10 protein-coding genes are annotated in these 9,434 nt (G+C 73.6%); 7 read left to right on the top strand and 3 right to left on the bottom strand.

All coding sequences use genetic code 11. The annotated features are described in order from the left end of the window. The 3 genes from M0P34_RS10100 to thpR all read left to right on the top strand — a co-directional run. Nucleotides 1–2,420 (top strand): PAS domain S-box protein (locus tag M0P34_RS10100; protein ID WP_291498792.1); only part of this gene is annotated, 2,420 nt, incomplete at its 5' end. Between the two features lie 83 nt (nt 2,421–2,503). Next, a complete protein-coding gene (locus tag M0P34_RS10095) occupies nt 2,504–3,010 on the top strand; it encodes a CinA family protein (RefSeq protein WP_291498791.1) in 507 nt (168 codons plus the stop codon). Continuing rightward, nucleotides 3,007–3,645, top strand: coding sequence for an RNA 2',3'-cyclic phosphodiesterase (gene thpR / locus M0P34_RS10090; RefSeq protein WP_291498790.1), 639 nt, complete (start codon nt 3,007–3,009; stop codon nt 3,643–3,645). The genes M0P34_RS10095 and thpR overlap by 4 nt, the downstream gene beginning before the upstream one ends. Here the strand turns inward: thpR and M0P34_RS10085 are convergent. Next, nucleotides 3,620–4,108, bottom strand: coding sequence for a hypothetical protein (locus M0P34_RS10085; RefSeq protein WP_291498789.1), 489 nt, complete (start codon nt 4,106–4,108; stop codon nt 3,620–3,622). The genes thpR and M0P34_RS10085 overlap by 26 nt on opposite strands. Nucleotides 4,109–4,428: 320 nt before the next feature. On the opposite strand from M0P34_RS10085, the gene M0P34_RS10080 reads away from it, so the two are divergent. Then, on the top strand, nt 4,429–4,869 hold the full coding sequence (locus M0P34_RS10080) for a universal stress protein (protein ID WP_291498788.1): 441 nt from the start codon (nt 4,429–4,431) through the stop codon (nt 4,867–4,869). Between the two features lie 165 nt (nt 4,870–5,034). Beyond that, nucleotides 5,035–5,871 carry a DNA polymerase III subunit delta' gene (locus M0P34_RS10075; protein ID WP_291498787.1) on the top strand — a complete coding sequence of 279 codons (837 nt, stop codon included), beginning with the start codon at nt 5,035–5,037 and terminating at the stop codon, nt 5,869–5,871. Nucleotides 5,872–5,894: 23 nt separating this feature from the next. Here M0P34_RS10075 and rfbA read toward each other — a convergent pair whose 3' ends face one another. Beyond that, nucleotides 5,895–6,767 (bottom strand): glucose-1-phosphate thymidylyltransferase RfbA, encoded by an 873-nt coding sequence (gene rfbA / locus M0P34_RS10070; RefSeq protein ID WP_291498786.1) that lies wholly within the window; start codon nt 6,765–6,767, stop codon nt 5,895–5,897. Nucleotides 6,768–6,906: 139 nt separating this feature from the next. Here rfbA and M0P34_RS10065 point away from each other — a divergent pair, with 139 nt between their 5' ends. Then, on the top strand, nt 6,907–7,596 hold the full coding sequence (locus tag M0P34_RS10065) for a DUF1614 domain-containing protein (protein WP_291498785.1): 690 nt from the start codon (nt 6,907–6,909) through the stop codon (nt 7,594–7,596). A gap of 16 nt (nt 7,597–7,612) precedes the next feature. Continuing rightward, nucleotides 7,613–8,410, top strand: coding sequence for a MogA/MoaB family molybdenum cofactor biosynthesis protein (locus M0P34_RS10060; protein WP_291498784.1), 798 nt, complete (start codon nt 7,613–7,615; stop codon nt 8,408–8,410). A gap of 365 nt (nt 8,411–8,775) precedes the next feature. Here M0P34_RS10060 and M0P34_RS10055 read toward each other — a convergent pair. Next, on the bottom strand, nt 8,776–9,434 hold a 659-nt coding region (locus M0P34_RS10055), incomplete at its 5' end, for a shikimate dehydrogenase (RefSeq protein WP_291498783.1).

The raw sequence follows: 9,434 nt of genomic DNA, 5'->3' as shown, positions 1-9,434 counted from the left end.
TGGCCGACACACCGGACAAGACGCCGCAGCCAACGCCCAGCCCCGCGTCGGACCGCGAGGAGCTGCTGGAGCGCCTGCTGGCCGCCGCCAGGGAGCAGGCCACGGCCGCGCGCCGCTACCAGTTCATCGCCGACTCCTCGCGCGATTTCATGACCCTGGTGGCCAGGGGCTACCGCTACGAAGCGGCCAACGCCAGCTACCTGGCGGCCATGGGCCTGCGGCCCGCGGACGTGCTCGGGCGCAGCGTGGCCGAACTGTGGGGCGAGGAAGTCTTCACCCGGAACATCCGGCCCAGCCTGGACGCCGCCTTCGCGGGCCGCCCGGTGAACTACGAGGCGTGGTTCGAGTTCCCCCGGCTGGGCCGGGGGTTCTGGGAGGTCATCTTCTCGCCCTACCGCGACGAGTCCGGCGAAGTGACCCATGTCTCGGTGGTCTCCCACGACCTCACCGAGCGCCGCCTGGCCGAGGAGGCCCTGCGCCAGTCCGAAAGCAAGTTCGAGTCCATCGTCGAGAACATCCCCGACATCGTCTACCGCCTGGACGGCGAAGGGCGAATCTCCTTCATCAACGGCGCCGTCCGCCGCTACGGCTACGAGCCCGCCGAGCTGACGGGCAGACCCCTGCTCGACCTGGTGCACCCCGAAGACCGCGAACAGGCCCGCCAGCGCATCAACGAACGCCGCACCGGCCAGCGCCGCACCACCGACCTGGAGCTGCGCCTGCTGACCCGGGCCGGGAGCTGCGCGGACCTGGAAATCCGGACCACCCCGCCGGTGCTGTCCTTCCTGGCCGAGGGCATCTACACCGCCCTCCCGGCCGGAAAGGCGGACTTCGCGGGCACCCAGGGCCTGGCCCGCGACATCACCGAGCGCAAGCGCATGGAAGAGCTGGCCGACGAACGCGCCGCCCTGTACCGGGTCATCTTCGAACACTCCGCCTCGGGCATGCTGGCCGTGGCCCGCGACGGCAGCATCGAACGCGTCAACCGCAGGCTCGGCGCCATCGTCGGCTGGGCCGAGCGGGACATGACCGGCAGGCCGTTCATCGATTTCGTGGCCTCACACTGCCGCGAGACCGTCCTGGCCCACCGCGCCCGGCGCCTGGCGGGCGACCCCGAACCCGAGGAATACGAGCTGGACGTGATCCACCGCGACGGACACCCCGTCCCGGTGCTGGCCCAGGTCGGCATGCTGCCCGAATCGCGCACGGCCATCGTCTCCATCACGGACATCACCGGGCGCAAGAGGATCGAGGAGACCCTGCGCCAGGCCAAGGAGGACGCCGAACGCGCCAGCCGGACCAAGAACGAGTTCCTGGCCAACATGAGCCACGAGGTGCGCACCCCGCTGAACGGCATCCTGGGCATGGCCGAGCTGACCCTGCTCACGGACCTGGACGACGAGCAGCGCGCGAACCTGGAGATGATCCGCGAGTCGGGCCGCAACCTGCTGGCCATCCTCAACGACCTGCTGGACATCTCGCGCATCGAGGCCGGGCGGATGCGCCTGGAGAGCCGCCGCTTCACCCTGGGCGACGTGCTGCACGCGGTGGAGGGCACCTACCGTCCCCAGGCCGAGGCCAAGGGCCTGGCCCTGGAGTTCGACGCCCCCGAGCTCCCGGGCGGCGACCTGACGGGCGACGGGGGGCGCCTCCGCCAGGTGCTCTCCAACCTGGTGGGCAACGCCCTGAAGTTCACCCCCGCCGGAAGCGTGGCCGTGTCGGCCTGGCTGCTGGACGGGGGCCACGGCCCCCGGCGCCTGCTGTTCCGCGTGCGCGACACGGGGGTGGGCATCGCCCCCGAGCAGGTGGACATGCTCTTCGAGCCCTTCACCCAGGCCGACGGATCCTTCACCCGCCGCTACTCCGGAACGGGCCTGGGCCTGGGCATCGTGCGGCGCCTGGTGCGGCTCATGGGCGGAGCCATCGCCGTGGACTCCGAGCCCGGCGGGGGCACCTCGGTCTGGTTCACCGTGCCCATGCGCCAGGCGGCGGACCCCGCCCCGCCCGGCGCGACGCCCGCGCCCCGGGGCCCCGCCCCGGCACGGCGCGCCCTGCGCGTGCTCGTGGCCGAGGACAACACCGTCAACCGCGTCTACGCCGAGCGGCTGCTGCGCGAGCTGGGCCACGTCGCCGTGGGTGCGGAGGACGGCCGGACCGCCCTGCTGGCCCTGGCCGACGGCGATTTCGACCTCGTGCTCATGGACGTGCAGATGCCCGGGCTGGACGGCATCCAGGCCACCCGCGCCATCCGCTCGGGCGAGGTGCCCGGCCTGGACCCGGCCCTGCCGGTGGTCGCCATGACCGCCCACGCCATGACCGGCGACCGCGAACGCTTCCTGGCCGCGGGCATGGACGACTACGTCTCCAAGCCCGTGAGCCCCGAGGACCTCGAACAGGTCCTGGACCGCGTCACGGCCTGAGGCCCGGACGCCGGGCGGGACGGCGCGCCCGGGCTGCCTTGTGCCGCCCCCGGCGCCCTGCTACCCTGGCTCCGGAGGCACGCATGGAACGGACACTTCTGGACGACATCGCCCGCCTGGGCGAGGCGCTGCGCGCCCGGGGGCGCACCCTGGCCACGGCGGAATCGTGCACCGGCGGGCTGCTGGCCAGCTCGCTCACCGACGTGCCCGGCAGCTCGGACTGGTTCCGGGGCGCCGTGGTGGCCTATGCCAACGGGGTCAAGACCGGGGTGCTGGGCGTGCCCGAAGACGCGCTGGCAGCCCACGGCGCGGTGAGCGAGGCGGTGGTCCGGGCCATGGCCCGGGGCGCGGCGCGGGTGCTGGACGCGCAGTGCGCGGTGGCGGTGTCGGGCATCGCCGGGCCCGGGGGCGGCAGCGCGGAAAAGCCCGTAGGCACGGTCTGGATGGCTTTTTTCGTGGACGGGGCCGTGTGCGCGCGGCTGCACCGCTTCGACGGGCCGCGCCACGCGGTCAAGGCCGCCACGGTGCGCGCCGCCGTGGCCGGGCTGCTGGAGCTGCTGGCCGCGCCGGGCGGGGCGGACGGGCCTTGAGCGCCCTGCGGCTGTTCCTGGGCGTGGCCCTGCCCCGGGAGTGGCACCGGCTGCTGGCCAGCCTGGAGGCCGACCTGCGCCCGGGCCTGCGCTCGCGCACGACATGGCCCCAGCCCGGCAACGGGCACATCACCCTGCGCTTTCTGGGCGCGGTGGAGCGGGAGCGGCTGGAGGCCCTGGGCCGGGCCCTCGCGGGGGTGGCCTTCGGGCCCTTCGAGCTGGGTCTCGCGGGGGCGGGGCGCTTTCCGCCCCGGGGGGCGGCGCGGGTGGCCTGGGTCGGCGTGGGCCAGGGGGCCGCGCGGCTGGCGGCCCTGGCGGCGGACATCGACACGGCCCTGGCGCCCCTGGGCTTCGGGCCCCGGGAGCGGCCCTACAGGCCGCACCTGACCCTGTTCCGGGTCCGGGCCGACGCGGGCGACGCGTGGGAGCAGGTGCTGGAAAAGGTGGCGCGGGTGTCCTGGCCCGCCCACGGCGTGGATGCGTTCACGCTGTGGCGGAGCGTCCCTGGTCCGAACGGGCCAAAATACACCGCGCTCGCCGGGTTCGGGGCCACGTCCCTGTGGCGGCCGTCCGGCGGCGGTGGCGCCTTGGGGGGCGCCGGTTCCGGGGCTACGCCAGGTAGTCCCCGCGGTTGAACTTGATGCGCTCGGTTACGGCCAGGATCTCCATCTCGTCCACCACCGCCTGCAGGCCGGGGGCCTCGTCGCCCAGGCCGGGGTAGCGGTCCTTGATGGAGGCCACGCCCCGCTCGATGTGCTCCAGCACTCCGTTGGCCTGGCGCAGGTTCAGGCTGGCGGAGGGCTCCTGGAGCCGGGCGGCGTACTCTTCCCATTCGTTCATGAGGGTGTCCAGGCTGTCCATGACGCTTTGCCCCGAATCAGTGTTCTCGCCCACTCCGGCGGCCGCCTGGGCCGCAAGGACCATGGTGGACAGGCCCGCTCCCGGAGGCGGGGCGGCGGGCTGGGCCGCGTCCTGCTCCCGGGTCTTGCCGACCTCCCGGGCGAGCAGGTCTCCGAACCCGGCGTCCGCTTCGGCGGCGCGCCTGGCCCGGGCCTGTTCCTGTTCGGTGGCCCTGATTTGATCAGGATGGATCTTCATAGTGTACTCCTATCCTGCGGTTTCCCGGAGCAAAGCAAGAAGCCTGCCAACTGCCCTGACGACGTAACCTGGCGAAATACAAGAAGCGGCCTCCGGACGGTGGGCAGGATTTTCCGGGTCCGCCGGGTCGGGGTGGGCAGCCCGGGGCGCCGCCGCCCCCAGCCGGCAGCCCGACAATACGCAAGAAAAAAAGCCTTGTCTAACAGCCGGTCAGGCGCTACAAGACACTTGTAATTCCTATATAATGTTCCATTCCCGGCCCTTCGGGCCGCAACGGAACCAACCCCCGGGCAACCCCGGACAGCACCACGGAGGAAACCATGCCGGACATCAAGAAGATCCTGTGCGCGGTGGACTTCTCCGACTCCAGCCGCATCGTCGCGGAATACGCCGCCACCCTCGCCGCCAAGCTGGGGGCCGAGGTGGTCGTGCTCTACGTCGCCCCCTCGCTGACCCAGTATGTGGGCTTCCACGTCCCGCCGTCCAGCATCGAGAGCTTCGTGGGCGGCATCGTCGACGGCGCCGAGCAGACCATGGAGAAGTTCATCACCGAGCATTTCCAGGGCACCCCGGCGGAGGGCAAGGTCACCACGGGCTACGCCGCCGAGGAGATCCTCACCGTGGCCCAGGAGAACGGCGTGGACATGATCGTCATGGGCACCCACGGCCGCAAGGGCATCGACCGCATCCTCTTCGGCTCCGTGGCGGAGAAGGTCGTCAAGAGCGCGCCCATCCCCGTGTTCACCGTCCGCCCCGAGTAGGCGCCCCCGGGCGGCCGACGCGGGGCGCGCCGCACAAGGACGCCCCCCGGTTTTCACGCCCGGGCCGCACCAGCGGCCCGGGCGACCCCTGGCCCTGGCCTGAAAACGGTTGCGCCCGGCCCCCGGTTGGGCCACCATGGCGCCGCGCCCAGCGCCAGGAGCCCCATGCACATCCCCGAACGCCAGAACCGCATCGCCAGCCTGCTGCTCCGCCTCGCCGCCGCGCCGCCCCAGGTGCTGCTGCTTGAGGGCGGCGACGCGGCCGAGCGCCGGGCGCTCGGCCTGTTCTGGGCCGCGCGGCTCAACTGCGCCGCCGGGCAGCCCCCCTGCGGGGCCTGCCGTTCCTGCGTCCAGGTGCGCGAGGGGGTGCACCCGGACCTGGTCTTCCTCGACGGCGGGCAGGACAAGATCAAGATCGACGAGGTGCGCGAGCTGCGCAGCCTGCTGGGCCAGGCCCCGCGCGGCGACGGCGTCCGCGTGGTCGTCTTTCACGAGGCCCAGGAGCTGACGCCCCAGGCGGCCAACGCCCTGCTCAAGTCCCTGGAGGAACCCAGCCGCAGCACGGTCTTCGTGCTGCTGGCGCCCCAGCGCGAATGGCTGCTGCCGACCCTGGTTTCGCGCAGCTGGACCCTGACCCTGGCCTGGCCCGGGGAACCCGGGGCCGACCCGGCCCTGGCCGAATGGCTGGACGCGCTCATGGAATTCTGGCGCTCGGGGCGCGGCTGGTTCCGGCGCACGGGGGTCAAGGGCGCGGTGGACAAGCACCTGGCCATGGCCCTGGTCCTGGCCCTGCAACGCGAAGTGGTCCACACCCTGCGCGGCCGACCCGAGGGCCCGGTGGCCCAGGGGCTCGCCAGGCTGTCCCCCGGGCGCCTGAAGCGCCTGGACCTCGCCCTGGCCCATGCCCAGGACGCCCTGTCCCTGCCCACGCCCGTGAATCCGGCCCTGGTCCTCGACTGGCTGGCCACCCATGTGCACGGGGCCCTGCGCGCCCCGGCCTGAGCCGGGCCGCCCGCCTCCCCGCCCTAGCCGTTGTCGGCCACGATCTCCAGCAGGTAGCGCCCGTAGTGCGTCTTGGCCAGCGGCGCGGCCAGGGCCTCCAGCTCGGGCAGCCTGATGTAGCCCATGCGCCAGGCGATCTCCTCCACGCAGGCGATGATCACGCCCTGGCGCTCCTGCACGGCCTGCACGAAATTGCTGGCCTGGAGCAGGGACTCGTGGGTGCCCGTGTCCAGCCAGGCCAGGCCGCGCCCGAAGAACTCGGCCTTGAGGTCGCCCCGGCGCAGGTAGACGTTGTTCACGTCGGTGATCTCCAGCTCCCCGCGCGCCGACGGCTTCAGCCCCCGGGCGATGTCCACCACGTCGTTGTCGTAGAAGTACAGCCCGGTCACGGCGTAGCGCGAGCGGGGCCGCGCGGGCTTCTCCTCGATGCTGACCACGTTGTGCAGGGCGTCGAACTCCACCACGCCGTAGCGCTCGGGGTCGCGCACCTTGTAGCCGAAGATGATGCCGCCCTTCTCCAGCCGCGAGCAGGCCTGCAGGGTCACCGACAGCCCCTGGCCGTAGAAGATATTGTCGCCGAGCACGAGGCAGACCGTGTCGTCGCCGATGAACTCCGCCCCCAGCAGGAAGGCCTGGGCCAGGCCGTCGGGGCTGGGCTGCACCTTGTAGTGCAGGCGCAGGCCCAGGCTCGCGCCGTCGCCCAGGAGCTCGCGAAAGCGCGGCAGGTCCTGGGGGGTGGAAATGATCAGGATGTCGCGGATGCCCGCCAGCATGAGCACGGACAACGGATAGTAGATCATGGGCTTGTCGTAGACGGGCAGGAGCTGCTTGCTCACCGTGAGCGTCAGCGGATACAGCCGCGTGCCCGAACCGCCCGCGAGGATGATGCCTTTCATGAAGACCCCGTGCGTGATTTTACTTCGCCTGCGTCTTGGGATAGGAATTCCCGTGCGCCCCTGCGCGGAAACCGCCTCGGCACAGGACGCTATCCCATTTCCCGACAATGGAAAACCCCCGGCGCCCCGAGGAGCCCCCATGCGACCGCAACTGCAATTCCCCCTGGTGCTCCTGGCCCTGCTGGGCTTCGTGGGCCTTCTGGTCCTCCTGTTCATCCTCGTCCAGGTCGGGCTGGTGACCCTGGCCTTCGCCAAGCTGGGCCTGACCCCGCTCCAGGGCTTCGCCCTGCTCTTCGCCACCCTGCTGGGCAGCGGGGTGAACATCCCCGTGGCCGAAACAGGGCATGTGGTCAAGCGCCCGGTGCTGCGCGCCTTCCCCGGTTTCGGCCATTTCAACGTCCGCACCGAGACCGAGCTCGTGCCCCAGGTGGTGGCCGTGAACCTCGGCGGCTGCATCATCCCCTGCCTGCTCTGCCTCTACCTGGTCAGCGGCATGGGCGCCTCGGCCGGGCTGCTGCTGGCCACGGGCGCCGTGGCCGCGCTGTGCTACGCCCTGGCCCGCCCCGTGCCGGGGCGGGGCATCGCCGTGCCCGTGCTGCTGCCGCCCCTGGCCACGGCGCTGGCCGCCCTGATCCTCGCCCCCCAGGGCCAGGCCGCCCCCGTGGCCTACGTCGCCGGAACCCTGGGCACCCTCGTCGGCGCCGACCTGCTGCACCTGGCCACCCCGCGCACCCGCCGCGTGCTCGACGCCGCCGTGCTCTCCATCGGCGGGGCGGGCACCTTCGACGGCATCTTCATCACCGGCATCGTGGCCGTGCTGCTGGCCTGAGCCCCCGGAGCCCGCAATGAACGAATCCTTCGCCCGCGTCGCCCTGACCGCCCCCGCCGCCCTGACCCTGGCCAGGGGGCAGGCCGTGCTGGCCGCCCCGCCCGCCGCCGGGCTGCCCGGGCTCTCCTGCGCGCCCGCCGCCTGCGCCCTGCCCGCGGGCACCCGCCTGACCCCCGCCCCCGGCGGGCCGGTCCTGACGGTGGAGGCGCGGCTGGAGCTGCCCGGGCCGGGCCACGCCCCGGTCCCGGCCCTGGCCCTGCGCGCCGGGGGCGCCCTGACCCTGGCCCCCGGGACCCACGCCTGCGCCGCCGAGCGCCCCGGGCTGGCCCTGGCCGTGATCGTCCTTTCCGACAAGGGCGCCGCAGGCCTGCGCGAGGACAAATGCGCGCCCATCATCCTGGAGCGCGCCGCCGCCGCCCTGCCCCTGGCCCACGCCCGGACCTGGGTCGTCCCCGACGACCCCGCCCGGCTGCGCGCCCTGCTCGCCGATCTCTGCCTGACCCAGGGCTTCGACCTCGTGCTCACCAGCGGCGGCACCGGCGTCGGCCCGCGCGACACCACCCCCGAGGCCACCCTCGCCGCCATCGACCGCCGCCTGCCCGGCTACGAGCGGGCCATGACCGCCGCGTCCCTGGCCGTCACGCCCCACGGCGCCATCTCCCGCGCCGTGGCGGGCACCCTGGGCCGCGCCCTTGTGGTCAACATGCCCGGCTCGCCCAAGGCCGTGGCCGAGAACCTCGACCCCCTGCTGCCGACCCTCGTCCACACCATCATGAAGCTTCAGGGCGACCCCGCCGACTGCGCCCGGGCCTGAGCGGGCCGCAGACCGCGACCCGCAGCCGCGAGAACCGCGCCCCGGCCCGGGCCGCCCCGGCGGGCAAGACCGGCCCGCGCCCGGGCGCCCAAGGCCAGGGCGCCGGGCGGGCCTGCGCCACCCGGGTGCCCCGGGCCCGCAAGGGCCAGGGCCGGGAGGCCGCCCCGGCGGCGGTCGCGACCCCGACGGCGCCGCTCCCCATCGCCCACGCCCCATCGTCCGCACCCCTCAGCGCGTTCCACCCGGCGACAAAAAGCCCGGGGCCGCCCTGTCGCCAGAGCGGCCCCGTCTTTCCCTCCGCAAGGGCCGGTGTGGTTGCGCCGGGCGCGGTAAGCCGGGCCCGCGGCCGGGCGGCCCCTGCGGCCCTAGCCCCGGGCCAGCAGCCCCGCCACCAGGGCCCGGGCGGCGGGCAGGTCGAAGGTCTGGCCCGTCCAGAGCCGGAACTGCTCCCGGCCCTGGTGCAGGAACATGTCCAGCCCGCCGATGGTCCGGGCCCCCGTGGCGCAGGCCAGGGCCAGAAATGCGGTCTGGACCGGGTTGTAGACCAGGTCGTAGGCCGTCTGGCCGGGGCCAAGGGGCGAGCTGGGCGGCCAGGCCGACAGGCCCTGCCCGGGGCCGCGCATGCCCAGGGGCGTGGTGTTGACCACCAGCTCGGCGCGGGCGCTCCCGCGCTGGTCCCAGGGGTGGGTCCGGGCGCCGAAGGCGGCGGCCAGGGCCGAGGCCCTGGCCGGGTCGCGGGCGGTGACCAGGACGGCGGGCACGCCCAGTTCGCCCAGCCCGGCGAGCACGGCGCGGGCGGCGCCGCCCGCCCCCAGGACAAGGGCGCTGCGCGGGGCGGTGCCCAGGGCGCGCAAGGGCGCCAGGAACCCGGTCACGTCGGTGTTCTCGCCCAGCAGGCGGTCGCCCCGGCGGTAGACGGTGTTCACGGCGCCGGTGGCGCGGGCGCGCTCGGAAACCTCGTCGAGGAACTCCATGACCGCGACCTTGTGGGGGATGGTCACGGACAGCCCGGCCAGGGGCAGGG

The organism is Desulfocurvus sp. (assembly GCF_023230885.1).
GTDB lineage: Bacteria > Desulfobacterota > Desulfovibrionia > Desulfovibrionales > Desulfovibrionaceae > Desulfocurvus.
Note: the sequence above shows the minus strand (reverse complement) of the source record. Positions and strands in the feature narration are given on the sequence as shown.